At 68.9% G+C, this 24,450-nt stretch carries 26 protein-coding genes, 1 tRNA gene and 1 other RNA gene; 5 read left to right on the top strand and 23 right to left on the bottom strand.

Annotation, left to right across the window (positions count from 1 at the left end; all coding sequences use genetic code 11):
• Positions 1-6: 6 nt before the first annotated feature.
• From mnhG to prfB, 11 genes are all read right to left on the bottom strand, one after another.
• Positions 7-384, bottom strand: coding sequence for a monovalent cation/H(+) antiporter subunit G (mnhG, locus tag QRN44_RS12280; protein WP_285039249.1), 378 nt, complete (start codon positions 382-384; stop codon positions 7-9).
• The gene (locus QRN44_RS12285) at positions 381-644 is read right to left on the bottom strand and encodes an MrpF/PhaF family protein (RefSeq protein ID WP_192018168.1); all 264 of its coding nucleotides are present in this window, start codon (positions 642-644) and stop codon (positions 381-383) included. The genes mnhG and QRN44_RS12285 overlap by 4 nt, the downstream gene beginning before the upstream one ends.
• Positions 644-1,213: a Na+/H+ antiporter subunit E gene (locus QRN44_RS12290; protein WP_285039250.1), complete on the bottom strand. Its 570-nt coding sequence runs from the start codon at positions 1,211-1,213 to the stop codon at positions 644-646. Before QRN44_RS12290 ends, QRN44_RS12285 begins: the two co-directional genes overlap by 1 nt.
• Positions 1,213-2,781: a Na+/H+ antiporter subunit D gene (locus QRN44_RS12295; RefSeq protein WP_285039251.1), complete on the bottom strand. Its 1,569-nt coding sequence runs from the start codon at positions 2,779-2,781 to the stop codon at positions 1,213-1,215. Before QRN44_RS12295 ends, QRN44_RS12290 begins: the two co-directional genes overlap by 1 nt.
• Positions 2,778-3,257, bottom strand: coding sequence for a sodium:proton antiporter (locus QRN44_RS12300; protein ID WP_064296234.1), 480 nt, complete (start codon positions 3,255-3,257; stop codon positions 2,778-2,780). Before QRN44_RS12300 ends, QRN44_RS12295 begins: the two co-directional genes overlap by 4 nt.
• Positions 3,254-6,184: a Na+/H+ antiporter subunit A gene (locus QRN44_RS12305; RefSeq protein ID WP_285039252.1), complete on the bottom strand. Its 2,931-nt coding sequence runs from the start codon at positions 6,182-6,184 to the stop codon at positions 3,254-3,256. Before QRN44_RS12305 ends, QRN44_RS12300 begins: the two co-directional genes overlap by 4 nt.
• 137 nt (positions 6,185-6,321) lie before the next feature.
• Positions 6,322-6,690: a transfer-messenger RNA gene (ssrA, locus tag QRN44_RS12310) on the bottom strand.
• Between the two features lie 137 nt (positions 6,691-6,827).
• The gene (gene smpB / locus QRN44_RS12315) at positions 6,828-7,304 is read right to left on the bottom strand and encodes an SsrA-binding protein SmpB (protein ID WP_056007115.1); all 477 of its coding nucleotides are present in this window, start codon (positions 7,302-7,304) and stop codon (positions 6,828-6,830) included.
• A 111-nt stretch (positions 7,305-7,415) separates the two neighbouring features.
• Positions 7,416-8,330, bottom strand: coding sequence for a permease-like cell division protein FtsX (gene ftsX, locus QRN44_RS12320; protein WP_064296231.1), 915 nt, complete (start codon positions 8,328-8,330; stop codon positions 7,416-7,418).
• On the bottom strand, positions 8,327-9,637 hold the full coding sequence (gene ftsE / locus QRN44_RS12325) for a cell division ATP-binding protein FtsE (protein WP_285039253.1): 1,311 nt from the start codon (positions 9,635-9,637) through the stop codon (positions 8,327-8,329). Before ftsE ends, ftsX begins: the two co-directional genes overlap by 4 nt.
• Before the next feature lie 99 nt (positions 9,638-9,736).
• Positions 9,737-10,846, bottom strand: coding sequence for a peptide chain release factor 2 (gene prfB, locus QRN44_RS12330; protein ID WP_175116078.1), 1,110 nt, complete (start codon positions 10,844-10,846; stop codon positions 9,737-9,739).
• Positions 10,847-10,892: 46 nt separating this feature from the next.
• Here prfB and QRN44_RS12335 point away from each other — a divergent pair, with 46 nt between their 5' ends.
• The gene (locus QRN44_RS12335) at positions 10,893-12,161 is read left to right on the top strand and encodes an MFS transporter (protein WP_285039254.1); all 1,269 of its coding nucleotides are present in this window, start codon (positions 10,893-10,895) and stop codon (positions 12,159-12,161) included.
• Between the two features lie 22 nt (positions 12,162-12,183).
• Here the strand turns inward: QRN44_RS12335 and QRN44_RS12340 are convergent, their stop codons facing one another.
• Genes QRN44_RS12340 through QRN44_RS12370 form a run of 7 tightly spaced genes read right to left on the bottom strand, consistent with a single transcriptional unit; the run spans position 12,184 to position 16,752 of the window.
• On the bottom strand, positions 12,184-12,639 hold the full coding sequence (locus tag QRN44_RS12340) for a hypothetical protein (RefSeq protein ID WP_285039255.1): 456 nt from the start codon (positions 12,637-12,639) through the stop codon (positions 12,184-12,186).
• A 2-nt stretch (positions 12,640-12,641) separates the two neighbouring features.
• Positions 12,642-13,130, bottom strand: coding sequence for a TadE family protein (locus QRN44_RS12345; RefSeq protein ID WP_285039256.1), 489 nt, complete (start codon positions 13,128-13,130; stop codon positions 12,642-12,644).
• Entirely contained in the window at positions 13,105-13,530 is a 426-nt protein-coding gene (locus QRN44_RS12350; RefSeq protein WP_285039257.1) for a TadE/TadG family type IV pilus assembly protein, read from the bottom strand. Before QRN44_RS12350 ends, QRN44_RS12345 begins: the two co-directional genes overlap by 26 nt.
• Positions 13,514-13,708 carry a hypothetical protein gene (locus QRN44_RS12355; protein ID WP_175116082.1) on the bottom strand — a complete coding sequence of 65 codons (195 nt, stop codon included), beginning with the start codon at positions 13,706-13,708 and terminating at the stop codon, positions 13,514-13,516. Before QRN44_RS12355 ends, QRN44_RS12350 begins: the two co-directional genes overlap by 17 nt.
• A gap of 13 nt (positions 13,709-13,721) precedes the next feature.
• Positions 13,722-14,660: a type II secretion system F family protein gene (locus tag QRN44_RS12360; protein ID WP_175116083.1), complete on the bottom strand. Its 939-nt coding sequence runs from the start codon at positions 14,658-14,660 to the stop codon at positions 13,722-13,724.
• Positions 14,657-15,526: a type II secretion system F family protein gene (locus tag QRN44_RS12365; RefSeq protein ID WP_285039258.1), complete on the bottom strand. Its 870-nt coding sequence runs from the start codon at positions 15,524-15,526 to the stop codon at positions 14,657-14,659. The genes QRN44_RS12360 and QRN44_RS12365 overlap by 4 nt, the downstream gene beginning before the upstream one ends.
• The gene (locus QRN44_RS12370; RefSeq protein ID WP_285039260.1) at positions 15,523-16,752 is read right to left on the bottom strand and encodes a TadA family conjugal transfer-associated ATPase; all 1,230 of its coding nucleotides are present in this window, start codon (positions 16,750-16,752) and stop codon (positions 15,523-15,525) included. Before QRN44_RS12370 ends, QRN44_RS12365 begins: the two co-directional genes overlap by 4 nt.
• Before the next feature lie 96 nt (positions 16,753-16,848).
• Here QRN44_RS12370 and QRN44_RS12375 point away from each other — a divergent pair, with 96 nt between their 5' ends.
• Positions 16,849-17,241: a barstar family protein gene (locus QRN44_RS12375; RefSeq protein ID WP_175116086.1), complete on the top strand. Its 393-nt coding sequence runs from the start codon at positions 16,849-16,851 to the stop codon at positions 17,239-17,241.
• Between the two features lie 85 nt (positions 17,242-17,326).
• A complete protein-coding gene (locus QRN44_RS12380) occupies positions 17,327-18,070 on the top strand; it encodes an NAD(P)H-hydrate epimerase (protein WP_285039261.1) in 744 nt (247 codons plus the stop codon).
• 68 nt (positions 18,071-18,138) lie between these two features.
• Here QRN44_RS12380 and QRN44_RS12385 read toward each other — a convergent pair whose 3' ends face one another.
• Entirely contained in the window at positions 18,139-20,052 is a 1,914-nt protein-coding gene (locus QRN44_RS12385; RefSeq protein WP_285039262.1) for an anthranilate synthase family protein, read from the bottom strand.
• A gap of 242 nt (positions 20,053-20,294) precedes the next feature.
• Between QRN44_RS12385 and QRN44_RS12390 the strand changes: the two genes are divergently transcribed.
• Together QRN44_RS12390 and QRN44_RS12395 are read left to right on the top strand one after the other, a co-directional pair.
• Positions 20,295-20,376: transfer RNA gene (locus QRN44_RS12390), tRNA-Leu, on the top strand.
• Between the two features lie 52 nt (positions 20,377-20,428).
• On the top strand, positions 20,429-21,175 hold the full coding sequence (locus QRN44_RS12395; protein ID WP_175116089.1) for a DedA family protein: 747 nt from the start codon (positions 20,429-20,431) through the stop codon (positions 21,173-21,175).
• Positions 21,176-21,230: 55 nt separating this feature from the next.
• Here QRN44_RS12395 and QRN44_RS12400 read toward each other — a convergent pair whose 3' ends face one another.
• The 4 genes from QRN44_RS12400 to murI form a co-directional block, all read right to left on the bottom strand.
• On the bottom strand, positions 21,231-22,142 hold the full coding sequence (locus QRN44_RS12400; RefSeq protein WP_285039263.1) for a cation diffusion facilitator family transporter: 912 nt from the start codon (positions 22,140-22,142) through the stop codon (positions 21,231-21,233).
• Positions 22,143-22,219: 77 nt separating this feature from the next.
• Positions 22,220-22,855: an RdgB/HAM1 family non-canonical purine NTP pyrophosphatase gene (gene rdgB / locus QRN44_RS12405; protein WP_071260975.1), complete on the bottom strand. Its 636-nt coding sequence runs from the start codon at positions 22,853-22,855 to the stop codon at positions 22,220-22,222.
• A complete protein-coding gene (rph, locus tag QRN44_RS12410; protein ID WP_064296204.1) occupies positions 22,855-23,589 on the bottom strand; it encodes a ribonuclease PH in 735 nt (244 codons plus the stop codon). Before rph ends, rdgB begins: the two co-directional genes overlap by 1 nt.
• Positions 23,582-24,427: a glutamate racemase gene (gene murI / locus QRN44_RS12415; RefSeq protein ID WP_071260977.1), complete on the bottom strand. Its 846-nt coding sequence runs from the start codon at positions 24,425-24,427 to the stop codon at positions 23,582-23,584. Before murI ends, rph begins: the two co-directional genes overlap by 8 nt.
• Positions 24,428-24,450 lie beyond the last annotated feature (23 nt).

Here is a 24,450-nt window from a genome sequence, read left to right on the forward strand (position 1 = left end):
GTGCCGCTATTCGGGCGTGTGGCCGGGATGTCGTTCCTCGCCGAGTTCTTCGCGTCCCGCGAGCTCGTCGCGGACGAGGACGGCCCCGTCGAAGTTGCCGCTGCGGTAGGCCGCCCGGGCGACCATGTGCGCGGAGATCGGCGCGGTGAGGCTCTGGAACACGATGATCGCGATCGCGATCGTGATGGTTCCGACCGTCGGGCTCGAGACGGCGACGTCCGCCATGATCGCGATGAGCCCGAGGATCTGCGGTTTGGTCGCCGCGTGCAGGCGGGACAACACGTCGGGGAAGCGCAGCAGGCCGACACCGGCGGCGAAGCACATGATCGCCCCGACGAGCACGAGGGCCCCGGTGACGATGTCTCGGATCAGCTCGCCGGTCATGCGTCGTCCTGCTTCGACATGAACCGCGCGACGCTGACCGAGCCGACGATCGCGAACATCGCGAGCGCCAGGAGGACCGGCAGGCCGTCCGTGTGACGGTTGATCGCCATCTCGGCCCCGATCGCGCACATGACGGTGGCGACGAGCACGTCGGAGGCGATCACGCGGTCGAGCAGGCTCGGCCCGCGGATGATCCGGTAGACGGCCGCGAGGGCCGCGGCACCGAACAGCACGGAGACGATGACGATCACGACGAGCATCACTGCCCCCTTCCGATCGAGACGTGGTCATGGTCGTGGCGGAAGGCGTCCGCCTCGGCGCGGGAACCGATCGCGAGGATGAGCCGTCGCTCCGTCCCGAGGACCTCGGCGACGACCGCGTCGATGTCGGCGTCGTCATGCACGTTGAGCGCGTGCAGGTAGAGCGTCGAGGCCGTGCGGTCGAGGTCCACCACGATCGAGCCCGGGACGATCGAGACCGCCTCGGCAGTCCAGCTCATGATGAGGTCGGAGGTCGTCCGCAGGCGGACCGCGATCACCGCGTTGCTGGACCGGAACCTCGGCTTGAGGACGAGCCACGCGATCTCCGCACTCGCCCGCACGATGTCGATGAGGAGCTTGCCCAGGAAGATCGCGGTCCGCCAGAGGTTGATGCGGCCGCTCAGCTCGACGGCCGGCAGGTAGAACAGGAACGACACCAGCAACGCGACCCCGAGGCCGGTCACGAGCGTGAGCAGGTCGAACATCCCCCAGAGGAGACACCAGAGCAGGATGAGTCCGGCCAGGAGGAGGGCCTGGCTGAACAGAGCGCGACGACGTGACGGTTGCATTACTCCAGGTGCTCCGTTCCGTCGGGGAAGACCGCGGTGATGTAGTTGTCCGGGTCCTCGATGTTCTCCGCCGCGCGCGTGGCCAGTCCGAAGAGCGGCCCCGCGAAGACCGTGAGGGCGAGGGTCAACGCGACCATGCCGGTCGTGGCACCGATCATCGGGCGCGAGATGGTCTTGGTGTCGACCGACCCCGAGTCCTCGGGGCTCTCCGCGAGCTGGTCGAGCAACGGCGACGAGTATCCGGCGACCTCGTCCTTCCCGCGCCAGAAGCCCATGTTCCACACGCGTGCCAGGGCGTACAGGGTCAGGAGCGAGGTCGCGGCTCCGGCGGCGATGAGGATGTGCGACAGCGGGTCGCCCAGGGCGACACCCGCCTGGAACAGCCCGATCTTGCCGAGGAAGCCCGAGAACGGCGGGATGCCGCCGAGGTTCATCGCTCCGATGAAGAACAGCACGCCGACGATCGGGGAGGCCTTCAGGATGCCGCCGAGCCGGGAGATGGAGGTCGTCCCTCCGATCCGCTCGACGAGACCGGTGGTGAGGAACAGCGTGGTCTGGACGACGATGTGGTGGACGATGTAGTAGATCGTCGCGGCGGTCCCGGCGACCCCGCCGACGGCGATGCCGAAGATCATGTAGCCGATGTGACTCACGAGCGTGAACGACAACAATCGTTTGATGTCGGCCTGGGCGACCGCGCCGAAGATGCCGATGAGCAGGGTCAGGAAGGCGATGACCATCAAGGGTGTCGCCAGCGGCACGTCCTTGAAGATGAGCGTGTCGGTCCGGATGATCGCGTACACACCCACCTTCGTCAGCAGGCCCGCGAACACCGCCGTGACCGGCGCCGGCGCGGTCGGGTAGGAGTCGGGCAGCCAGAACGAGAGCGGGAACACCGCAGCCTTCACCGCGAACCCGAGCAGGAGCGCGGCGCAGAGGATCGCCTGCACCTCCATCGGCAGGTCGCGCACGCGGTCCGCCACGAGGGCGATCGTCACCGTGCCCGTCGCGCCGTAGATGAGGGCGATCGCGGCGACGAAGAGCAGCGACGACATGAGGCTGATGACGATGTACGTGACACCGGCGCGGATCCGCGCGCCGGTGCCGCCCAGGGTGAGGAGGACGTAGCTGGATGCGAGGAGCATCTCGAAGCCGACGTACATGTTGAAGAGGTCGCCCGCGACGAAGGCGTCGAACAGCCCGGCCGCCAAGACCAGGTAGGTCGGGTGGAAGATCGACACCGGCGTCTCGCGGTCGCCGTCGACGATGCCCTGACCGATGGCGAAGATGAGGACGCCCAGCAGCATCAGGGCCGCGACGAGCAGCATGATCGCCGACAGCCGGTCGACGACGAGCACGATCCCCCACGGCGGGGACCAGCCGCCGAGCTCCACGACGATCGTGCCGCTCTGGTCGACGGCCGCGAGCAGGATCGCGCTGATCACGGTCACCGCGGTGAGCGCGATGACGCTGATCGCCACCTGCGTCTTGCGGCGGTTGCGGAACATGAGCGCGATCGCCGAACCGATCAGCGGGATCATGACCACGAGCGGGACGAGTGCGTTCATTCGCCTGCCCCCTTCCTGGTCGTCTTGCGATCGTCGCCGTGCTCGTTGCTCTCGTCGAGGACCCGTTGGATGGCCTCGTCGTCCAGGTCGACCTGGTTGAAGACCGCCTCCGTCGCCGCCTCGGTGTCGTCGGCGTGCTCGTCGCTGAGGGTGTCGCCCTCGTCGCCGAGCTGCGCCAACCACCAGGTCCGGTAGATGAGCGCCAGGATGAAGGCGGTCACGCCGAAGTTGATGACGATGGCCGTGAGCATGAGCACCTGCGGCACCGGGTCGACCATGCGTTCGTCGGAGGCGGTGCCCGTGACGAGCGGTGCGGTGCCGCTCGGGCCGCTCATGATCAGGATCAGCAGGTTCGTCGCGTTACCGACGAGCACGAACCCGATGAGGAACCTGGTGAGGCTCCGCTCGAGCATGACGTACACCCCGGTGCCGTACATGACGGCCATCAGGACGACGAGGGTCAGTGAGGCGCTCATTGCTCGACCTCACTCGCCGAGAACTCGTCCGTACTCTGCTCGTCGATGTCGGCTTCCTCCTGTTGACGGTCGACTTCGGCCCCGAGACTGCGCAGGATGTCGAGTGCCAGTCCGACGACGACGAGGTAGACGCCGATGTCGAAGATGCTGGATGTGCCGAACGAGAGGTGTCCGAGGATCGGGACGTCGGCCGAGAAGTACGCGGACTGGAGCGCCTCGCCGCCGAAGAACAGGGAACCGACGGCCGTCCCCACCGCGAGCAGCAGCCCGACGCCGAGCACCTTGCCCGCGTCGATCGGCACGGCTTCGCCGAGCTCGTAACGTCCGCCGGCGAGATACCGCATCACGAGCGCGAGGCCGGCGAGCAGACCACCGGCGAAGCCGCCGCCCGGCTCGTTGTGGCCGACGAAGAGGAGGAAGACGGAGACGACGATCGCCGGGTGGAAGAGGAGCCGCACGAGGACCTCGAGGAGGATCGAACGGTTCGCCTCGGCGATCGCCCGGCCACCGATGAGCCATGAGTGCCGCCCCACCGCGTCGCGAGGCGCCTCCATCTCGCTGTCCGCGAGGTGGGGGTCCGACACGACCTGGGATCGGAGGCCCGGGATACGTCGGCGCCGCGCACCGCTGAGGCGCGGGACCTCGGCGCCCCGCTGTGAGACGAAGAGCAGGCTCGCGATACCGGTGGCCACCACGACGAGCACGGAGATCTCCCCCATGGTGTCCCAGGCCCGGATGTCGACGAGCATGACGTTCACGATGTTCTTGCCGTGGCCCTCCTCGACGGCGAGCCGTGGCAGCTCGGTCGCGATGCTCTCGGCCTGCCGCGCGCCGAGGGCGATGACCCCGATGAGCCCCATGACCAGGCCGGTCAGCGTTCCGATGACGATCCGACGGACGCGGTGGACCGGGGCGTTGCGCTGGGCGATCTTGGCCGGCAGTCGGCGGAGCACGAGGACGAACACCACGATCGTGATCGTCTCGACGAGGGCCTGGGTCAGCGCGAGGTCGGGAGCGCCGTGCAGGGCGAACAGTGCGACGAGCCCGAACCCGGTGACGCCGACGAGGAGCACAGCGGCCATGCGCTGCTTCGCCCGGGCGGCCGCGATCGCCGCGGTCGCCATGATGAAGGCGATGGCAACCTGGGCGGGATAGTCCCACAGTCGGATCTCGCTCGGCCAGGCGCGCCCGAGGAGGGCGATCGTGCCGAGGGTGAGGACGAAGACCACGAGGATGGTGGACAGGTACTGGACGAGCCCGCCGCGCTGGGCGAACAGGGTGACCTTCGCGGAGAGCCGGTCGATGCCCTGGGTCGCCGCCCAATAGCCCTTCGACGAGTCGATGAGGGGTGGCAGGCGGTCCTGCAGACGCGCGACCGGGAGCCTCCAGCGGAAGAGCAGCAGACCGAGCAGCACCACGACGGCCGAGATGCCGAGCGCCGGCTCGAGGCCGTGCCAGAGCGCGAGGTGGTAGTCGCCCTCCCCCACGGAGTCCGCGTAGGGCGCGAGCACCGTGTCGATGGGCTTCGTCGCGAAGCCGAGAGCGATGGTCGCGACGGCGAGGATGCCCGGCGCGATCATGATCGTTCCGGATTCGGCATGCAGTTCGGTCGGCGCGGCGCCGCGTCGGTCGCCGAAGGCGCCCCAGAGGAATCGGGCGCTGTACGCGACGGTCAGCACGGACCCGACGGCGGTACCGATGATCGCGACCCACCCCCACACGTCGCCCTCGAGCGCGCCCTCCAGCAGCGAGGTGAAGACCGCCTCCTTCGCGACGAACCCGAAGAGCGGTGGGATGCCGGCCATCGACGCGACCGCGATCGCCGCGATGACGGCGAGCACCGGCGTCTGACGTCCCAGACCGGAGAGGTGCCGCCAATCACGCGTCCCAGCACGGTGGTCGATGATGCCGACGACGAGGAAGAGCGCAGCCTTGTAGATGGCGTGGGCGAGCAGGAGCGCGACGGCGGCCAGGGCCGAATCGCGGGTGCCGTACCCCGAGATGACCATGAGGAATCCGAGCTGGCTCACCGTCCCGTAGGCCAGGACCAGTTTGAGGTCGTACTGACGCAGCGACCGCCAGGCTCCGGCGACCATGGTGAGGACGCCCAGACCGACGAGCATCGCGTCCCAACCCGGGGTGTCGGCGTAACCGGGAGCGAGCCTCGCGACGAGGTAGATCCCGGCCTTCACCATCGCCGCAGCATGCAGGTATGCGCTCACGGGCGTCGGTGCGGCCATCGCGGCCGGCAGCCAGAAGTGGAACGGCACGAGCGCGGACTTCGAGATCGCCCCGACGAGGATGAGGAGGATGGCGACGGTGGTCGCGGGGCCGGTCAGACCCTGCTCGACGATCGAGGCGAGCGAGGTGCTCTGCGCCTGCACGGAGATCATGATGACGCCCACGAGCATGACGAGCCCGCCGAATGTGGTCACCAGGAGCGCCTGGAGCGCGGCACCGCGACTCTCCTTGCGATCGGTGTAGTGCCCGATGAGCAGGTAGGAGAGCACACTCGTGATCTCCCAGAACATGAACATGACGATGATGTCGTCGGCGGTCACGAGGCCGAACATCGTGCCGGCGAAGGCGAACAGGAGCGCGGCGAAGCGACCGAGGCCGGGCTCGGTCGACGAGAAGTAGCGGCCGCAGTAGAGCAATACGAGGGCACCGACGCCGGTGACGACGAGGGACAGCAGCCAGGCGAGCGTGTCCATCCGGAACGAGAGCGCGATGCTCAATTGCGGGATCCACTCGATCGTCTCGACGACCGTGCCGCCGGCCGTGATCGTGCCGGCTTGGAAGAGCGTCCAGACGAATGCCGCCGCGGGCATACACGCGATGACGTAGAAGACCTTCGTCGACAGCACTCGAGTGAGTGTGGGCGTGACGACGGCGATCGCAGCAAAAACAAGCAGGATTGTCGCCATGCAGGTCTCCCGGGTGGTGGCGGCCTCTGGACTCCCAGGTTAGCAGCCCGTCGGTACCCGTCCGACCCCAGGAACGACGACAGGCCCCCGCCGAAGCGGGGGCCTGTCGTCGACTCGGCAGCGTGTGACAACGTCCGGAGTGGAGATGGGGGGAATTGAACCCCCGTCCACTGCTGTGATTCTGCGCCTTCTACGGGCGTATCCCTTGACACGTTCTACTCGGCCCCGACCATTGACAAGGGCATCTTGGTCGACGGGCCCAGCCGAAGAAAAGTCCCGGATGACGTCGCGGCTCCGTCATCCAGCAAGTCCCCTAGATGACGCCAGGATCCGAGACGGGGACACGCTCGGTCTGACGGACTATCGGGCTCGCTTAAGCAGCGAGGGCGAAGTCAGTGCGCTTAGAGTTGGCACTTGTTGTTTTGCAGAGATCGTTAACGAGATAACCCTGCATCCTCGACCCGCTTCTCGCAGTTTCGCAGGCAATGTCGAAACCGATCATCCCCATGGACTCAGCGCCTCGGAGAACGAGGCGAAGAGGGTCGTTGTCACACGCTGTCGAGTTGTCAATCCACCGCGAACGGTGGACGAGCACCTTGCGGTGCAGCTTTCAATTGTACCGCGCCCGAGTGGCGCCTGTCACCTATTCGCCGAGCCGGTTCCTGGTGGCCATCGCACGCGCGGCCTCACGGGTGTCCTGCTTCTCTCGCAGGGCATGCCGCTTGTCGTATTCCTTCTTACCCTTCGCCACGGCGATCTCCACCTTGGCCTTGCCGTCCTTGAAGTAGATCTTCAACGGCACGAGGGTGAAGCCACCCGGGGCGATCTTGTGGGCGATCTTGTCGATCTGCTCGCGGTGCAGCAGCAGCTTGCGCTTGCGCCGTGGCGGGTGGTTCGTCCACGTGCCCTGACCGTACTCGGGGATGTGCACCGCGTCGAGCCACGCCTCACGGCGGTCGATGAAGGCGTACCCGTCGACGAGCGACGCCCGCCCGGCTCGCAGCGACTTCACCTCGGTACCCGTCAAGACCATGCCGGCCTCGTAGGTGTCCTCGATCGTGTAGTCGTGGCGGGCCTTGCGGTTCGTGGCCACGACGTTCTCGCCCCGTTCCCTCGGCACGGTGTACTCCTGACGTTCTGGTTCGGATCCATCGGAACGGACCGGCCGCGATCGCGGCAGCCTGTCAGTCTAACGCAGAGCGAGCGGTGCGGTGGCCGCACCGCCTCCCCGCTAGACCTTGAGGTACCGCGAGATCGCGAAGTTGGCCGAGATCGCCGCCAACAGCACGCCGACGAGCAGCAGGATCGGGAGGACCACGAAGGCGTCACCGAGATCGACGAAGTTGACGTACCGCATGCGGTCCGCCAGGTATCCCTGGACGAACACCTGGACGATGGTGATCACCGCCCCGGCCGCGAGGATGGAGCCGATGAGCGCGGCGAACACACCCTCGAGGATGAACGGTGTCTGGATGAACCGGTTCGATGCACCGACCAGTCGCATGATGCCGAGTTCCCGGCGTCTCGAGTACGCCGACAGTCGGATGGTCGTCGCGATCAGCAGGGCTGCAGCGACCAGCATGAGTGCCGCGATCCCGATCGCCGTGTAACTGGCGATGTTCAGGACCGAGAAGATCTGGTCGAGGTACTGGCGTTGATCCGTCACCTGCTCCACGCCCGCGACCCCGGAGAACGCTTCGACGAGCACGTCGGACTGCGAGGCGTCCTTCATGTTCACCCAGAAGGTCTCGGGCAGCTGGTCCGCCGTGACGAACTGTGCGATGTCGTTGCCCTTGAACTGCTCTTGGAAGTTCGTGAACGCCTGCGCCTGGTCCTCGAAGTAGAACTTGTCCACGAAGGGGGCGAGGGTCGACGACTCGAGGGCGCTCTGGACGGCGGCGCGCTGCTCTTCGGTCGCGGCACCGGCGGCGCAGGTGTCGCCCGCGCTGTCGGCCGTGCAGAGGTAGATCGCGACCTGCGCGCGGTCGTACCAGTAGTTCTTCATCTGGCCGATCTGCATCTGCAGCAGGACGGCCGTACCGACGAAGGTGAGCGAGATGAACGTCACGAGCACGACGGAGACGACCATCGAGACGTTGCGACGCAGGCCGTTCCAGACCTCGGACCAGATCAGTGCGAGTCTCACTTGGTCGGCCCCACGTTCTGCTCTCCGTCTTCAGTGCCGCGCGCCGCGGCACGCAGGCCGAGTCGCTCGGCGAGCGACAGGTGTTCGACCTCGATCGGGTCGATCTCGTTGCGTGCCGGGAGCCCGATGGGGCCCGTGGCGTTGCTCAGGCGTTGCGGAGGCGCGACCTCCGGGACCGCAGCCGCCGGTGGCACGGCGGGCTCCGCTTCCGGCGTCGTCGGCTCGGCCTCGGGCGCTTCCGGTGTCGATTCCGCGGCTCGGGTCGCCGGCGTCTCAGGCTCGGCGACGGGTGCTACGGCCGGTTCCTGGATCGGCGTCGAGCCGGACACCCGGGTGACGACCTCGTCGGTGTCGGTCTGCGGTGTGGTCTCGCGCGAGACCGCGGCGGGCGCGGTCGGTGCGGCTGGGGCGGTCGGCGTGGCCGCGGTGGCTGCGACTGCGGCTGCGGCCACGGCACTCGTCGTGGGCTCGGAGCTGGCAGCGACGGACGAGGTCGTGGTCGTCACCGGAACCGAGGAGGTCTCGACGACGGGTGCGACCGGAGTCGAGGCCGTTGCGGGAGCTGACTGTGCCGCCGGAGTGGCAGGCTTGGAGGATCCTCTGACGAGACCCGGGATGGCCGCGGTCGTGCCGTACCCACCGTGGCGTTCGTCACGGACGATCTGACCGTCCTGCAGCTCGATCACCCGGCGCTGCATCTGGTCGACGAAGCCGGCCTCGTGCGTGGCCATGACGACCGTCGTCCCACCCGCGTTGATGCGCTCCAGCAACTGCATGATGCCTGCGCTGGTGGCGGGGTCGAGGTTACCGGTCGGTTCGTCGGCCAGCAGGATCTGCGGCTTGTTGACGATGGCGCGGGCGATGGCGACGCGCTGCTGCTCACCACCGGACAGCTCGTGCGGCAGGCGCTGCGCCTTGCCGTCGAGTCCGACCATCTTGAGGACGTCGGGGACGGCCTCCTGGACGAAGCCGCGCGACTTGCCGATCACCTGGAGGGTGAAGGCGACGTTCTGGTAGACCGTCTTGCTCGGCAGCAGCCGGAAGTCCTGGAACACGACCCCGAGGCTGCGCCGGAAGTACGGCACCTTGCGGTTCGAGATGGAACCGAGGTCGTGGCCGAGCACATGGATCTTGCCCTTGCTCGGCTTGTCCTCCTTGAGCATCAGGCGGAGGCAGCTCGACTTCCCCGACCCCGAGGCGCCGACGAGGAAGATGAACTCTCCCCGGAGGATCTCGAAATCGACGTCGTTGAGCGCGGGACGCGAGGTTCCCGGATACTTCTTGGAGATGTGATCAAACCGAATCATGGCTCCTTGAGCTTAAGGAGCGACCTGCCGATTACGGGCAGGACACGCCCGCGATCCGTACCCTGTACGAGGGCTGGGCGAACACTATGCCGCGCCGCGCTACTCCGCCTTCGACATCGACCGCCAGCGGATGCCCGCGGCGATGAACCCGTCGAGATCGCCGTCGAACACCGCTGCGGGGTTCCCCTGCTCGTGCTCCGTCCGCAGGTCCTTGACCATCTGGTACGGCGCGAGCACGTAGGAGCGCATCTGGTCGCCCCAGCTCGCCGTGATGGTGCCGGCCAGCTCCTTCTTCGTCGCGGCCTCCTGCTCCTTCTGGATGAGGAGGAGTCGCGACTGGAGCACGCGCATGGCTGCAGCGCGGTTCTGGATCTGGCTCTTCTCGTTCTGCATCGAGACGACCGTGCCGGTCGGCAGGTGGGTGATGCGCACGGCGGAGTCGGTGGTGTTGACCGACTGTCCACCGGGGCCGCTGGACCGGAAGACGTCGACACGGATGTCCGACTCGGGGATCTCGACGATCTCCGTCTCCTCCATGAGCGGGATGACCTCGACGGCGGCGAAGCTCGTCTGTCGCTTGCCGGCGGCACCGAAGGGGCTCATGCGCACCAGGCGGTGCGTGCCCGCCTCGACGCTCAAGGTGCCGAACGCGTACGGTGCGTCGACCTCGAAGGTGGCCGACTTGATACCGGCCTCCTCCGCGTAGCTGGTGTCCATGACGGTGACCGGGTACTTGTGCTGCTCGGCCCACCGCAGGTACATCCGGAACAACATGTCGGCGAAGTCGGCGGCGTCCACGCCACCGGCGCCGGCGCGGATGGTGACGACGGCGGGGCGCGGGTCGTACTCGCCGCTCAGCAGGGTCTGGACCTCGAGTTCGCCGAGCACCTTCTGCAGGCTGACGAGCTCCTGGCGGGCCTCTTCGGCCGACTCCTCGTCCTGGGCGTCGGTCGCGAGTTCGATGAGCACCTCGAGGTCGTCGAGTCGGTTCGCGATGCTGGTGATGCGGGCGAGCTCGGACTGACGGTGGCTGAGGGCACTCGTCACCTTCTGCGCGTTCGTCGTGTCGTCCCAGAGATCCTGGGCACCCGCCTGCTCGCTCAGCGTCGCGATCTCGGCTTCGAGACGGTCGACGTCGACGACGGTGCGGATGTCGTCGAAGGTCGAGCGGAGGGTACTGATCTGTGTGGAGAGGTCCAAGTCAAACATTTGGCTTCAGCCTACCGCGCAGGGCCGCGGGCGTACGATCGAGGGGATGACTTCCGACGAACGCCCGTTCCAGCTGCGCTCCGTGGCCGTCTCGGTCTTCCTCCCCACACTGTTGTTCTCGATCGGTGAAGGCGCCATCATCCCGATCATCCCGGCCGTCGCCGGGAACCTGGGGGCGACGCTCGCCGTCGCCGGCGTCATCTCGTCGCTCATCATGCTCGGCGAACTCGTCGGCGACGTCCCGTCCGGGTGGATCGTCAGCCGGATCGGCGAACGCTTCGCGATGATGTGGGCGGCGCTGCTCGCGGTCGTCGGGGTCGCGACGGCGGCCATCTCCCCCAATCCGTTCGTCCTCGCCGTGGGCATCTTCTGCATCGGGCTCGCGACCGCCGTGTTCGGTCTGGCACGGCACGCGTTCATGACGACGTACGTGCCGATGCGGTACCGGGCGAGGGCGCTCTCCTCGCTGGGCGGTGTCTTCCGCGCCGGCACGTTCATCGGCCCGTTCCTCGCGGCGGGCGTCATCCACCTCACCGGGACGTCGCAGGCGGCGTTCTGGGTGATGGTCGTCTGCTGCGCCGGCTCCGCGATCACCCTGCTCGTCCTCCCCGACCCGGCGGAGATGTTCGGGCGACCGCCGTCGACGCGCACCGCTGACGGCGAGGAGCGGACCGAGGGTGAGGAGCTCGCGTCCGAGGAGTCGAGCGGCCTCATCGCGTCGATCCGAGCCCATGGCGCGGTGCTCACCAGGATGGGGACGACCGCTGCACTCGTCGGCGCTCTGCGCTCGTGCCGGGCGGTGCTGCTCCCGCTGTGGGCCGTCAGCATCGGCGTTTCGGAGACGGACACGGCGCTCATCATCGGCGTCGTCGGTGCGGTGGAGTTCGCCCTGTTCTACGCCAGCGGTCAGGTCATGGACCGCTGGGGGCGGATCTGGACCGCCGTCCCGTCGATGATCGGGCTGGGCTCCGGCTTCATCGTCCTGGCCTTCACGCACGACCTCGACGAGGCGCGGGTCTGGTTCATCGCCGTCGCCCTCGTGCTGGCACTGTCCAACGGGCTCGGCAGCGGTATCCTCATGACCCTCGGCTCCGACCTCGCGCCACCGGACCGTCCCGCGCCGTTCCTCGGCGCCTATCGCTTCCTGGGCGACGCGGGCACCGCCGCGGCTCCACTGGCGATGTCCGGGATCACCGCGGCTGCGTCGATCTCCCTCGCCGCCGGCACCATCGGCGGTGTCGGGCTCATCGGCGCGTTCCTCCTCTTCCGGTTCATCCCCCGCTACATCGATCGCGGCACCCGCCCCTTCCCCTGATCGTCGGCAGGTCCGTCCGCCGTCACCAGAAGACACTGCGAGCACTCGCGGTCGCCTCGATCCGGAGGCCCTGCGGGACGAACAGCGTCAGCATCGGTGGCCGCCAATCCGACGCCAGCGAGACCTCCGCGCTCCGGCCGTCCGGCGTCCGCGCTGCGACGATCTCGACGCCGGTGAGCGCACCCGCACCGCCGGTGATGAGATCGGCGCGTGCACTCGAACGGACCGAGTCGTCATCGAGGACGGGTCGGAAGGTCCCGTCGGGCTGGATGGCGACGTCGTCGATGGAGAAGGACTCCGCGGCGGTCGCGGCCAGGCGGTCGGCGAGGTCGAGGAGCCGCTTGTGCTCCACGTACAGGGAGGTGGCGGCGCTCCCGACGAGGACCACGGCGAGCGCCACGACGGCGAATCCGATCGTCAGGAGCATGGTGGACCCGTCCTCCTCGCCGACGTCCAGATGTCGTCGTCTGCCCGGCACCCTCATTCCGCCTCGCTGAACCGGTCGTCGAACCGGGAGATCGGTGCCGTGGCGGCGCCGGTCACGGGGACCGCGGCCTGGACGCCGACGATCTCGGGCATCAGCGGCAGGACCACGAGGATGTCGACGGTGACCGTGACGGCACCGCCGCGCTGCCCGCAGGGGAGACCGGCTGGTGCGCAGTCGAGGGTGACGGACGACTGGGACCGGTCGAGCCCGAAGTCGTCCAGTGCGAGTGCGAGCGAGTCCTCGACGCGGTCGCGACCCGTGGCGTCGTCGTCGGCCCGCGCGTAGAGTTTCGCCGCCTGCGCCGCGGCCCCGCCGGCCGCGAGCACCGCCGCCTGCACTTCGGCGAGCGCGACGATGAGATAGACGATCGGCACGAGGAGGACCAGACCGACGGTGATGAACTCGAGGGAGGCCGATCCGTCGTCGTCCAGTGTGGTCGGTCGGTGGCGCAGCTCATCATTCGAGTGTCTCGAGGACCGCATGACCCTCCACCTCCAGGACGCCGGGCAGTCCGATCAAGCCCACGACCGGAAGCGGTGCGCGGACGGTCACGGTGACGATGCCGACTCCGCGCTGTTCGGCCAGTGTGGTGCTGACATCACCGGTGTAGCCCTCCCCCACGGCGACGGCGATGAGCTGTCGTGCTCGGTCGGCACCATCGAGCAGCTCGGTGTCGGCCAGTGCGCCGAACCGAGCACCCTCCGCCACCGCGTCGATGAGCGTGTTCCGGACGTGGAGGGCGAGCGCGAGCTGGACCACGGACATCATCAGGACGGTGAGGATCGCTCCGACGAACACGAACTCGGCGACGGCTGATCCGTCCTCGCCGCGCACGAGCCGCCGCTGCCATCCGCCGATCTCGGGCTCAGATGCCGGAGACACGGTCGATGGCCTGTTCGAACACCTGCGTGAGTGCCGGGCCCGCGACACCCCAGATGAGGAGGACGAGCCCGGCCGTCATGAGCGTGATGAGGACCCAGCCGGGGACGTCGCCGCGCTCCTCGGCGAGGAGGGCGCGACTCCGGCGAAGCGTGCGGTCGAGGAAGGAGGGGGAGGACATGTGGAACCTTTCGTCAGAAGCCGGTCCGGAGCACGAACACTCCGGGGAAGACGGCGATGATGATGGACAGGGGCAGGATGAGGAAGACGAGGGGCACGAGCATCGCGACCTCTTTCTTCCCGGCGGATTCGAGGAGACGGCGTTTGGCGATGTCGCGTCCGTCGTGTGCGTGGTCGAGGAGCACGGCTGCGACCGGTGTGCCTCGTTCGAGCGCGCCCAGGATCTGGTCGACGCATCGCGACAGCATCGGCATCGCGAGTCGTGCCTCGAACTGCCGGAGAGCGGTGGCGAACGGGATACCGGTGGAGACGTCCGCCATCACCCGGCGGAACTCCCTGCCGAGCTCCCCGCTGGACCCGATGCGCGCCACGCGGTCCATGGCGTCCGTGATCGCCTCGCCCGCCGCGAGACTCAGACTGAGGAACTCGAGCACCGTCGGCAGCTCCTCCTCGATCCGGGCGAGGCGGCGACTGGCGGCGAGTGCCAGCAGCTGGTCGCGGAGGACGATTCCGGCCACCGCCCCGACCGCGGGGAGCGGTGCTGCGAACGGGAGCGCCAGTCGTCCGTTGCTGAAGGAGAACACGGCGAGCGCCGCGGCGACCGCGAAGCCGCCGAGCCCCCACAGGACTTGCAGTAGTCGGTACCGCTCGAGCGTCGGTCCGCCGGCTTGACCCAATCGACGGATGACGAGTTCCTGATCGGCGCCGACCAGGCCGAGCGACCATCGAAGGGCGCGGAGGACCGGCACCAGCAGGGTCCCGAGGACCGGTAGCGGGTCGGTCGAGCGGCGCGCGGCTTGTGACCGGGCGTCGCTGGAGAGGTCGGCGACGTAGGGGGCGATGCGGTCCGCGAGCCGCGGTCGTCCGAGTGCCGGCAGGAGCATCGCGAGCGCCCAGAGGCCGACCCCGAGCACGGCTCCGAGGCTGAGCGCCCACGCTCCGTCGGCACTCACCGGAACCACCGTCGTTCGGGCTGGAGGCGTCCGACGCGGAGCATCGCCTGGTAGGCGAGGGCGGAGACCACGACGCCGGCGATGATCAGGACCGCTCCTTCCCGGGAGTTGTAGGCGGCGGACGCCTCCGGCCGGGACGACAGGAGCAGGAGGATCGCCCAGGGTGCTGCGACGCCCAGCTTCGCGGCGTTCACCACCCAGGACTGTCGCGCCTCAGCCTCGGCTCGGATGGCCGACTCCTCGCGCAGCCCCGCGGACAGCGCTCGGAGCACCGCCGGCAGTTCCGTGCCTCCGACGTCGCGGGCCATGCGCACCGTCTCGAGGATGCGGTCCGCGACAGGGTCGGCGAGCGCGGTCTTCAGGTCGTCGATGCCGTCGGCGAAGCGGCCGGCAGCCCGGTAGTCGGCACTGAACGCGGCGAACGCCGGGCGGAGCGGTGCGGGTCCGACGGTGTCGAGCGCGGCCACCGCATCCGGGAGCGAGAGCCCTGACCGGATCGCGGACAACAGGTGGTCCACGACATCCGGCCACAGTCCCCGCTGCAGGCGACGTCGAGAGGTGGCGCGGGCTCGGAGCATGATCACCGGGGCGACGAGTCCTGCGACGGCGACGACGGCGCTCAACGGCAGGACCCGGCAGAGCGCCTGGACCACCGCGCCGGAGACGAGACCGGCGAGGACGGAGACCACGATGGCGGCCGCCCAGTACCGACCGGGCAGACCGGCCAGGATCAGGAGTTCGCGGAGCGCAGCGACCGGCCGCCATCGCTCCAGGGTGTCGCGCAGTGGCTCAGGGTCCGGCCACCACCAGGGGGCGACGGTGAGGAGGAGCCCTGCGGCGAGGACCGCTCCGACGACGAGACTCATCGCTCGCCGACGGCGAGGATCGAGGCGAGCGAGATCCCGGCCGCCCGGTACTTCGCGTCGTTCAGCGGGAAGCGACCGGTCGCGCGGAGCTCTCCGTCGCGCTGCTCGAAGAGGGTGGAAGCCTCGATCGTGTGGGACTCCCCGCTCCCGCCGACCGCGATGATCTCCGCCACCCGTCGGCGTCCGGACCGGTCGAGCTCGCAGTGCACGACGAGGTCGACACAGGACGCGACGGCCGGGCGTACGAACCCCGAGTCGATGTTCCGACCCGCGAGCAGTGGCAGCGTGCAGAGTTTGCCGATCGCGTCGCGCGCGGAGTTCGCGTGGATACTGCAGAGCCCGGGCAGTCCGCTGTTGAGGGCGATCAGGAGGTCGAGGCTCTCCGCCTCCCGGACCTCGCCGACGACGATGCGGTCCGGCCGCATCCGGAGCGCTTCCTTGATGAGCCGACGCAGCGTGATCTCTCCCGTGCCCTCGAGACTGGCCTGCCGGCACTGCATCGCGACGACGTCGCGGTTGCCCGGCGCGAGCTCGAAGGTCTCCTCGACGGTGACGATGCGGAGGGCTGGGTCCAGCGCCGCGATGAGGGCGCCGAGCATCGTGGTCTTACCGGCCTGGGTCGCGCCGGACACGAGCAGGTTCGCCCCCGCGGTCATGCTGGCGCGGAGGAACTCGGCGGCCTGGTAGCTGATCGACCCGGCGGCCACGAGCTGACCGAGGTCGCGGATCCGCGCGGAGAACTTGCGGATGTTGATGGACATGTGCCGTCGCGTGACGTCGGGGATGACGACGTGCAGCCGCGAGCCGTCCGGAAGCGAGGCGTCGACGAACGGGTTCGCGAGGTCGACCCGTCGACCGGTGGCGCGCAGCATCCGCTCCACGAGGTCGCGGACGTCACCTTCGCCGAGGACCACGTCCGTGAGCTCCGACATCCCACCACGGGCGACGAACACCTTCGTCGGCTCGTTGATCCAGATCTCCTCGACACCCGGATCGTCCAGCAACGGCTGGATCGCACCGAACCCCGTCACCGCGGCGAGCACCTCGCTCGTCATCCCGTGCTCATCGTCGATCAGCGGCATCGTGTCGTTCAACGCCCGCTCGTTGTAGCGACGCACCTCCTCGCGAGCGATCCGCCCGGCTCCCCCACGCCGACCCGGCTCCCCGAACTCCTCGCGCACCCGGTCGCGCACGCGCGCCGTGATGATCTCCGCCGCTGTCCCCATGCGGCCATCCTGACGAACACCGGCCACACCCCGCAGAAGTTATCCACAGCACCACCTGCTCGACCCGTGACTGAGTGGTCACTAGGCTCGGGAACCGTGCCGACCACCTTCCGCATCGACGGCTCCCGCATCCACGACATCGCCTCGTTCTACGCGGTGATGAACGAGCTCGTGATGCAGGACGAGGACTGGGATCTCGGCCCGAGCCTCGACGCCCTCGACGACGTCCTCTATGGCGGAATCGGTGCGCTCCGCGATCTCGAGGACGTGCACTTCGTCTGGACTGACCACGACGCGAGTCGCACCGCCCTCGGCGTCACGGCCACCCGCGCGTGGCTGCAGGAGAAGCTCGAGCGGGGCGCGCCGTTCGACACGGCGCGGATCACCACGCAGCTCGACGACCTCGACGCCGGCCGCGGCAAGACCTACTTCGACCTGCTCCTCGAGGTCTTCGCCGGCCACCCGGACATCCGACTCGAACTCGCCTGAACCGGTCGATCCGCCGGCTGTTCCGGTGCCGGTCCCCGATCGCAACCGCTTGCGGCGGTCGACGCGAGCCGGAAGAGTGGGCGCCATGATCAACGGCTACACCGCAGACCAGGTCCGAGCCGCAGAGGCACCACTCCTGAAAGCCGGGGAACCGCTCATGCCGCGAGCCGCCCACGGACTCGCCGAAGAACTGCGGGCGGTCCTCGCCGACCGCGCGGAGGGCCTCGAGGGCGAAGCACCCGACCTCTGGAAGATCCTGCTGCTCGTCGGATCAGGCGACAACGGCGGTGACGCCCTCTTCGCAGCGGCGGAACTCGCCGGCACGACCGGTCCGGACGACATCCCACTCGACCTCGTCGTGGCCAGGACCGGTGACCACGCCCATGAGGCGGGTTACGCCGCCGCCGTCGAGGCCGGCGTCCGCTTCCTCATGAACTCCCCCGCCGAGCCGGACGACACCGCCGACGAGGCCAAGGGCGCCGCGCTCGTCGTCGATGCCGTCTTCGGCATCGGCGCAAGCCGGAACCCCACCCTGCGCGGTGCGCCGAAGGCGATCGTCGAGGCGGTCCTACCGGTCGTGCAGAGCGCGGGCGGGCCGACCGTCGTCGCCGTGGACGTCCCGAGCGGCATCGATCCCGACGAGGGAAGCGTCCCCGAGGGTGCCGTCCTGCCGGCGGAGGTCACGGTCACCTTCGGCGCGGTGAAGGCCGGGCTGCTCATCCCACCCGGCTCGGCCTACGCCGGCGACGTCCGCCTCATCGACATCGGCCTCGGACCGCAGCTGGCCGACGTCACGCCGTTCACGACGCTGGACCAGGCGGACGCCTGACCGGCTGCCCAGCCCGGCACCTCGCCTGGGCGGTCGGCATCACCGACCGTCCAGGCGGCGCATGACGCTCAGGAGCCGACGGCGGCAGTCGATCGCCCGGATGCGACACCCGCGAGCGCATGGCCCGCGAGCGACCCGAGGGTGCGGAGCCCGTCGCGCGACAGCACCGACTCGAGGTGCCCCTGGACCGACGCGAACCCGCGACCGCGCATCGCGAACACGTCGCCCGACGCCGCATCGGCGGCGATCTCGACCCCACCGACCGGAGCCTCACCCGCCAGCCGTGCGGTAAAGGTGTTGTAGAACCCGATCAACGACTGCTCGCCGAAGAGGTCCAGGTCGAGCTGCAGCCCCTGACGGGGCGCGTCGAGGCGTTCGATCGGCAGCCCGAGCTGGATCGCCAGCACCTGATGGCTCAGGCAGACGGCGAGCAGTGGCGCTCCGGCGGCGAGGCGCGCCGACACGATCTCGTGCATCCGGCGGACCCGCGGGTCGGCGAGGTCGAGCGGGTCGCCCGGACCCGGGCCGGCGACGAGGAGGTCGACGTCCACGAGTGCGTCGGTCACCGCCGACCAGTGCTCCACGCTGACGGTCATCCCGAAGTGGCGCAGCTGGTGGGCGAGCATCGCGGTGAACTCGTCCTCGGCGTCGACGATGACCGCGGTACGGCCCGACAGTGAACCGACGGGCGCCGGGTGCTGCGGCTGCAACCAGAAGGACGCCAACCGCTCGTTCCGCGCTCGGAGCGCGTCCTGTACGCCCGGCTCCGCCGCGAGGTCGACGGTCGGGCCGAGCTCGGCGGGCGCCATGACGCCCAGAGCGGTCAACACGCCGGCCGCCTTCGCCGCCGTCTCGGCCACCTCCGACTCGGGATCCGAATGACGGACGAGCGTCGCACCGGCGGGCACGCGGACGAGGCCGGCGTCGTCGACGTAGGCGGTGCGGATGAGGATCGGTGCGTCGAGTTCGTAGTCGCCGTCGCCCACCGGGGTGAACAGCGCGAGCACGCCGGAGTAGTAGCCGCGCGCGTTCCGCTCGTGGCGGGCGATGACCGAGCACGCGTTCTGCATGGGCGAGCCGGTGACCGTCGGTGCGAACATCGTCAACCGCAGGACCTCGCGGACGTCGAGCTCGCTCGTCCCGGCGAGCAGGTACTCGGTGTGGGTGAGGCGCGACATCTGCTTGACGTAGGGGCCGAGGATGCGTCCACCGGAGGCGCACACCCGGCTCATCATCTTCATCTCCTCGTCGACGACCATGAAGAGTTCCTCGGTCTCCTTGACGTCGCCGAGGAACGCGCGGAAGTCGTCGCCCGTCGCGCCGGAGCGCGGGTGGCGGAAGGTGCCGCTGATGGGGTTCATGGTGACGGTGCGTTCACCGGTCGAAGCATCGCGGGCGACCGCGACGTGGCGCTCGGGCGTCGCACCGGCCATCGAGACGCCGGGGGTGTGCACGGCGAACGTCCAGTAGGCGCCGGTCTCCCCCGACAGGAGTGCCCGCAACCAGGCGAGGACCGCGCGCTCGGCCGGCACCTCGGTCGTCGCGGTGAACTCGCGCCGGATGACGAAGTTGGCGCCCTCGCCGCGTCCGATCTCGTCCTCGATGACGCGGCGCACGATCGACGCGTAGTCCTCGTCGGAGACGTCGAACCCGCCGTCGACCAGCGGGACCGCGTCGGCGGGGAGTCGCTCGAGCATGTCGTCGAGCGTCACCGTCTCACGCTCGCTCACCACGAGGCAGCGCAGCGGGGCGCCGTCGTCCATCGCCGCGAAACCGCGCTCGCGTACCTGGCGATAGGGCACGAGCGTGAGGACCTCGGGCTGGTGGTCGTCGCCGGTGGCTCCGAGCGGGATGTCGGCGAGCGACTCGACGTCGACGACCTCACCCGTGTAGAGGTCGACGGTGTCGCTGCCGTGTCGGCGGAGCACCGCGAACGGGAAATCGGGGCCGGCGTGCAGCACGCGGTGGAGCAGGGTGGTCATGGTGGTGTCCTCAGGCTGGGACCGATCCGACAGGGCCTCCGAACGAGAACGACCGCCCTGTCAGGCGGTCGAGTCGTCGTGTGTGCACGTGAGCGGTCCGCCTAGGAGGCGGGCCACCAGCTCGTTGCACACGTCGTTCGCATGGAGCCGAGCATACACGGGCCGACCCGGGCTCCGCTGTCCGTGGCTCCTCCCCGAAGCTCAGGACGTTCCCGACCTCGCTCCCGTAGACTGAGCGGGCCGCGGGAGTGGTGGAATTGGCAGACACGCAGGATTTAGGTTCCTGTGCTTTCGAGCGTGAGGGTTCAAGTCCCTTCTCCCGCACGCGACATCGTCGTACGCCGTTCCATCCCTCCCCCGACAGCAGGAGCTCCGCATGGTCCACACCGCCCTCATCCCCTGGCTCGACCCGGAGGGCATCATCACCGCCGTCGGTCCCTGGGCCCTCGTCGTGGTCTGCGCGATCGTGTTCGCCGAAACCGGCCTCCTCGTCGGATTCCTGCTCCCCGGCGACACCCTGCTCGTCATCACCGGTCTCCTCGCGTTCGGCTCCGCCCGCGTCATCGAGATCGACATCTGGTGGGTCTGCCTCGCGATCGGGTTCTCGGCGTTCCTCGGCGGCGAGGTCGGGTACCTCATCGGGCACAAACTCGGGCCGAAGGTGTTCGAACGCAAGGAGTCCGGTCTCTTCAGCATCAAGAACGTCGAGCGGACGAACGCCTTCTTCGAGCGCTTCGGTGCCCTCGCGGTCATCCTGGCGCGCTTCGTCCCGATCGTCCGGACCTTCGCCCCGGTCGCTGCCGGCATCGGCCACATGAACTACAAGAAGTACTCGCTCTACAACCTCATCGGCGCGCTCATCTGGGGCGCAGGGCTCACCTTCTTCGGCTACCTGCTCGGATACATCCCCCCGGTCGCCACCTTCGTGCAGAACTACATCGACGTCATCCTCATCGGAGCCGTCGTCCTCACCCTCATCCCGACCACCTGGCACTACATCCAGTCGAGCCGGAAGGCGAAGGCGCTGCAGGGCACCATCACCGAGGAGGAGCGTCGGGCCGCGGCTTCGAAGCTCGCCGACCAGGACGTCTTCAAGCGCGACCGCGGGAACGAAACGGTCTGATCGCCGGTGGCGCCGCTCGCGCGAGCGGTCGCCACAACCGGGCCCGCCCCGCGCGTCAGCGGTGGTGCGACTCCTCGTGGGAGGCGTGTTCCTCGGGCTCCAGCTGGAACGTCGAGTGCTCGACGTCGAAGTGGTCGTGGAGGCACGAACCGAGACGGTCGAGCAGCTCCCCCGTGCCACCGTCGGCGAACACCTCCTGCCGGGCGACAACGTGGGCCGAGAAGACCGGCTGGCCGGACGTGATCTGCCAGACGTGGACGTCGTGGACGGCGACGACCCCGTCGGTGCCGAGCAGGTGGTCCCGGATCTCCTGCACGTCCGTGTCGGACGGTGCGGACTCGCTGAGGACGTGGACGACGTCGCGGAGCAACGACCACGCCCGCGGCACGATCATCGCGGCGATCGCGAGCGACGCGATGGCATCGGCCTGCGCGAAGCCCGTCAGCATGATGACGACCGCGGCGATGATCACGGCGATCGAACCGAGGAGGTCGCCGAGGACCTCGAGGTACGCGCCTCGCATGTTGATCGACGTGTCACGGCCGCCGCGCAGCACCTGGAGGGCGGCGAGGTTCGCGACGAGACCGATGACGGCGACGATCAACATCGGAAGGCTCTTGACCTCCGCGTCCGCCGAGTCGACGAGGCGGGACACCCCCTCGATGAGGACCGACACCGCGACGGCGATCAGGATGAGCGCGTTGATGAGCGCGCCGAACACCTCCGCGCGCTGATACCCGAAGGTCTGCCGGTCGGTGGCCGGTCGGGCGGCGACGATCGTGGCGACGAGCGCGATGATCAGCCCGGTGAGGTCGGACAGCATGTGCCCGGCGTCGGCGAGCAGGGACAGCGAGCCACTCACCCAGGCGCCGACGAGTTCGACCACGAGGACGGTCGCGATGATGGCGATCGCCACCGCGAGTCTCCTGCGGTTGGCGGTGCCAGCGTGTGCGTGATCGTGACCCATGATGCAACAACCGTAGGAGCTTCCCAGCGCCCGCGGAAGGGTTCATGCCGAGATAGGAATGGTCCTGAGTATCATGCTCAGCTGGCGGTCGACGCCGGCCCCTCGGGCACGAGCCGCTGCAGCACCGGGACGAGCGCCCGGAAGGCGAGTGCGCGGTGGCTCAGCTCGTTCTTCTCAGCCGGTGACAGTTCCGCCGCCGTCCGTCGCTCACCGTCCGGGATGAACGCCGGGTCGTAGCCGAAGCCGTTCGTCCCGCTCGGCTCCGTCGCGAGGGCTCCACGCCACGTGCCGACGGCGACGTGCTCGAACGGGGCCGTCCCGTCGATCCCCGGCGGCACCACGAGGGCGAGGTGGCAGGCGAACCAGGCGGCACGATGCTCCTCGTGCACGTCCCGCAGCTGATCGAGGAGGAGGGCGAGGTTCGCGGTCGAGTCGTGCTGCGAGCCGGCCCAGCGCGCCGAGAAGATACCCGGCGATCCACCCAGGATCTCGACGCCGATGCCGGAATCGTCGGCGAGGGCGATGGAGCCGGTGTGGGCGGCGGCGACCCGCGCCTTGATCAACGCGTTCTCGCTGAAGGTCGTGCCGTCCTCGACAGGCTCCGGACCGTCGTAGGCGAGGACCGTGATCCCGGGGACGTCGCGGCTGACGAGCCGCTGGAACTCCTCAACCTTGTGCTGGTTGTGCGTCGCGAGGACGATCTCGACGCCCATCAGCGTCCGAGGGCCTCGAACTGGATGGCCTTGAGCGACGCCGCGCCACCGACGGCGAGGTCGAGCAGGGAGTCGAGCTCGCGACGGTCGAACGGCGCACCCTCGGCCGTCCCCTGCACCTCGACGAACGATCCGCCGCCGGTGACGACGACGTTCATGTCGGTCTCGGCGCGCACGTCCTCGACGTAGGCGAGGTCGAGCATGGGCACGCCGTCGATGATGCCGACCGAGACGGCCGAGACGCTGTCGGTGAGGGGCGACGCCTTCTGCGAGATGAACTTCTTGCCGCGCGCCCACTCGATCGCATCGGCGAGGGCGACGTAGGCGCCGGTGATCGCCGCGGTGCGGGTGCCACCGTCCGCCTGCAGGACGTCGCAGTCGATGACGATCGTGTTCTCGCCGAGGGCCTTGGTGTCGATCACGGCGCGGAGGCTCCGACCGATGAGTCGCGAGATCTCGTGGGTACGACCGCCGATCTTGCCCTTGACCGCTTCACGGTCCATCCGCTCGTTGGTGGAACGGGGCAGCATCGCGTACTCCGCGGTGACCCAGCCGCGACCCTTGCCGTTCAGCCAGCGCGGCACGCCGTTGGTGAACGAGGCCGTGCAGAGGACCTTCGTCCGGCCGAAGCTGATGAGTGCCGACCCCTCGGCCTGCTCGCTCCAGCCGCGCTCGATCGTGATGGGACGCAGCTGGTCGTTGGTGCGGCCGTCGGCGCGCGCGATGTCACTCATGGATGTGCTCCTCGAACTGGTGGGATGGAAGGTCGATCACGCCGGTCTGGACGAGCGAGACGGTGGAGATCTCCCGACCCATCAGACGGTTGGCGAGGGCGATGAAGTCGTCGGCGCTGCTCCCGGTCGCCTCGTACCGGTGGGTGGCGGGTTCGCTGCTGTCGCGCAACAGGTCGCGGGTGACGAGTACGCGGTAGACGTCGTTCGCGGTCTCGGTGTCGCTCGAGACGAGCGACACCTGCGGACCCATCACGTAGCTGATCGCGCCCTTGAGGAAGGGGTAGTGGGTGCACCCGAGGACGACGGTGTCGACGCCGGCGTGCCGGAGCGGGGCCAGGTACTCCTCCGCCGCCTCGAGGAGGTCGGGGCCGGTCGTGACGCCGGCCTCCACGAACTCGACGAACCGGGGGCAGGCCTGGCCGAACACCGTCAGCTCGGGATTGACCTCGAACAGGTCCTGATAGGCCCGCGAGTTGATCGTCCCCTCGGTCCCGATGACGCCGATGCGCCCGTTCCTCGTGCTCCGGACCGCGGTCCGCACAGCGGGCTGGATCACCTCGACCACCGGGACCGAGTAGCGCTCGCGGGCATCGCGGAGCATCGCAGCCGATGCGGTGTTGCAGGCGATCACCAGCATCTTCACGCCCTGGTCGACGAGCGAGTCGAGGACCTCGAGCGAGTAGCGCCGCACGTCGGCGATGGGCTTCGGACCGTAGGGCGAGTGGGCCGTGTCGCCGATGTAGATCACGGACTCGGCGGGGAGCTGATCGCTGACCGCTCTCGCCACCGTGAGTCCGCCGACGCCGGAGTCGAAGATGCCGATGGGTGCGTCGTTCACGATGACCCAGCCTACCGCCCCTG

The organism is Plantibacter sp. lyk4-40-MEA-4, assembly GCF_030209415.1.
Lineage (GTDB): Bacteria > Actinomycetota > Actinomycetes > Actinomycetales > Microbacteriaceae > Plantibacter > Plantibacter flavus_A.

Excerpts from the sequence above, each read along its gene's own strand:
- QRN44_RS12295 (WP_285039251.1), bottom strand. The coding sequence starts at position 2,781 with ATGAACGCACTCGTCCCGCTCGTGGTCATGATCCCGCTGATCGGTTCG.
- QRN44_RS12400 (WP_285039263.1), bottom strand. The coding sequence starts at position 22,142 with ATGGGTCACGATCACGCACACGCTGGCACCGCCAACCGCAGGAGACTC.
- ftsE (WP_285039253.1), bottom strand. The coding sequence starts at position 9,637 with ATGATTCGGTTTGATCACATCTCCAAGAAGTATCCGGGAACCTCGCGT.
- QRN44_RS12365 (WP_285039258.1), bottom strand. The coding sequence starts at position 15,526 with ATGAGTCTCGTCGTCGGAGCGGTCCTCGCCGCAGGGCTCCTCCTCACC.
- mnhG (WP_285039249.1), bottom strand. The coding sequence starts at position 384 with ATGACCGGCGAGCTGATCCGAGACATCGTCACCGGGGCCCTCGTGCTC.
- QRN44_RS12300 (WP_064296234.1), bottom strand. The coding sequence starts at position 3,257 with ATGAGCGCCTCACTGACCCTCGTCGTCCTGATGGCCGTCATGTACGGC.
- QRN44_RS12345 (WP_285039256.1), bottom strand. The coding sequence starts at position 13,130 with ATGCGGTCCTCGAGACACTCGAATGATGAGCTGCGCCACCGACCGACC.
- QRN44_RS12285 (WP_192018168.1), bottom strand. The coding sequence starts at position 644 with ATGCTCGTCGTGATCGTCATCGTCTCCGTGCTGTTCGGTGCCGCGGCC.
- QRN44_RS12335 (WP_285039254.1), top strand. The coding sequence starts at position 10,893 with ATGACTTCCGACGAACGCCCGTTCCAGCTGCGCTCCGTGGCCGTCTCG.
- QRN44_RS12355 (WP_175116082.1), bottom strand. The coding sequence starts at position 13,708 with ATGTCCTCCCCCTCCTTCCTCGACCGCACGCTTCGCCGGAGTCGCGCC.
- QRN44_RS12290 (WP_285039250.1), bottom strand. The coding sequence starts at position 1,213 with ATGCAACCGTCACGTCGTCGCGCTCTGTTCAGCCAGGCCCTCCTCCTG.
- QRN44_RS12305 (WP_285039252.1), bottom strand. The coding sequence starts at position 6,184 with ATGGCGACAATCCTGCTTGTTTTTGCTGCGATCGCCGTCGTCACGCCC.
- QRN44_RS12385 (WP_285039262.1), bottom strand. The coding sequence starts at position 20,052 with ATGACCACCCTGCTCCACCGCGTGCTGCACGCCGGCCCCGATTTCCCG.
- rph (WP_064296204.1), bottom strand. The coding sequence starts at position 23,589 with ATGAGTGACATCGCGCGCGCCGACGGCCGCACCAACGACCAGCTGCGT.
- prfB (WP_175116078.1), bottom strand. The coding sequence starts at position 10,846 with ATGTTTGACTTGGACCTCTCCACACAGATCAGTACCCTCCGCTCGACC.
- QRN44_RS12370 (WP_285039260.1), bottom strand. The coding sequence starts at position 16,752 with ATGGGGACAGCGGCGGAGATCATCACGGCGCGCGTGCGCGACCGGGTG.
- rdgB (WP_071260975.1), bottom strand. The coding sequence starts at position 22,855 with ATGGGCGTCGAGATCGTCCTCGCGACGCACAACCAGCACAAGGTTGAG.
- QRN44_RS12380 (WP_285039261.1), top strand. The coding sequence starts at position 17,327 with ATGATCAACGGCTACACCGCAGACCAGGTCCGAGCCGCAGAGGCACCA.
- QRN44_RS12395 (WP_175116089.1), top strand. The coding sequence starts at position 20,429 with ATGGTCCACACCGCCCTCATCCCCTGGCTCGACCCGGAGGGCATCATC.